This is a genomic window from Mesorhizobium sp. M2C.T.Ca.TU.002.02.1.1 (assembly GCF_003997225.1).
On the sequence record NZ_RZTO01001126.1, the window covers coordinates 1 to 1,508 of the forward strand.

The window sequence follows — 1,508 nt, forward strand, 5'->3', positions numbered from 1 at the left end:
GCCGGAATCCGCGGTGATCGCCGAATTGTCGCTCGCCGCAAGTGTCAGGTCGCCGGTGGTCGAGACCGCGCTGCCGGCGCCGATATCAGCCAGCGCCTCCGTCTCGACCATGTTCACGGTCACTGCGCCAGCGCCGGAGAAATTGACGGAACTGTTCTTGCCGGAACTGGACGAACTGGTGCTGACGACGCCGGCGACAGCGATCGTCACTGCGTCGATGTCGACCTTGGCGTGGGAATCCAGGCGGACTCCGCCCCCGGCCGCGTTCAGCGTGTTGCCGCCGAGCGCGCTCGCCCAGACGAAATTGTCGACCTCGTTGACCGTGACCGAGCCGGTGATGCCGGCGTCGCCACCCTGGACGGTGATCGCCAGGCCGCCCGTGACGTTGGTCAGGTTGGTCTCGCCGGCGCCGCGCAGCAGGATCCCCTGCCCCGCATCGGCTCCGGTATTGTCGGGATTGACCGCGACGCCATTGCCGATCGTGGCCTTGGTCTCGCCCTTCAGGACCGCGACGCCCACCGATGCCGCAATGCCCACCTTGGTGCCGCCGCCGGAGCTGCTGCTGCCGCCGGAGCCGCCGCCCTGGCCGCTATTGTCGCTGCCCAGCGAGCCGGACGCCGCGATTGCCAGCAGGAATACGTCGCCATAGCTGGTCGCGGTAACGGCAAGGCCGCGGACGGATTCCGAGCCCTGATTGCCGTCACTGTCGAAGATTCCATCGTTCACCGAGGCGGTCTTGCCGCCGAGCGCGGTGATGGTGGACCCTGCGCCTACCGTTGCGGTGGTCTGGTCGAGGTCGACCACTATACCGATGGAAACGCCGACCGCCGATCCGCTCAACGAGACGCCGAGCGAACCTGCATAGCTCTCGATCACCGTCTTGCTGTCCGCGGCGACGACAACCGAACCGTCGGCATCGATCGCTGCTGTGCCGGTAGTCGAAGCAGCATCGGTCGGGTCCCGCCCGACCAGTGCCCGCGTGGTGGTATCGTTGACGAGCACATTGAGCCCGCCGGCGCCCGAGGTGCTGTTGCCTGCCCCGGCATTGACGGTGAGCTGGAAAAAGTCCTCCGACGAGGTAGCGTCGACGACGACGTTGCCGCCGGCGGTGACCGTGGTCGCCGCGCCGTTGCGCGTCGCGATCAGCGCTTCGGTCGTTTCGTCAAGCACGGTGACGTCAAGACCAATGCCGACGCCGCTGCCGCTCTTTTGCCCGGAGCCGATAGTGACGGCGATGCTACCCGCGAAGTCGATGACGTTCACGTCGCTCGATGCCGTCACCGAGACGTCACCTGCCGACGCAGTAACCGTCGCTCCGGAGCCAATGCTCGCCCTCGTGGTCACGTCGAGGACGTTGATGACTGCCGAGCCGGCGCCGGTGTCGCCACCCGAGCCGATGGCCGCGCCGATCGCCAGATTGGTGACGTCGACGCCCGTATCCACGGCCTTGACGAAGGGCGAGACGATCTCAAGCGGCTTGAACGTGGTCAAAGCGCTCACGTCGACAT

The 1,508-nt window shown here is 66.8% G+C and carries 1 protein-coding gene; it reads right to left on the reverse strand.

The genetic code is table 11. From position 1 onward, the window contains the following. Window positions 1-1,491, reverse strand: a 1,491-nt coding sequence (locus EOD07_RS33985) for a hypothetical protein (RefSeq protein ID WP_164772821.1), incomplete at its 3' end; no start/stop codon positions are given. Between the last annotated feature and the right edge of the window lie 17 nt (window positions 1,492-1,508).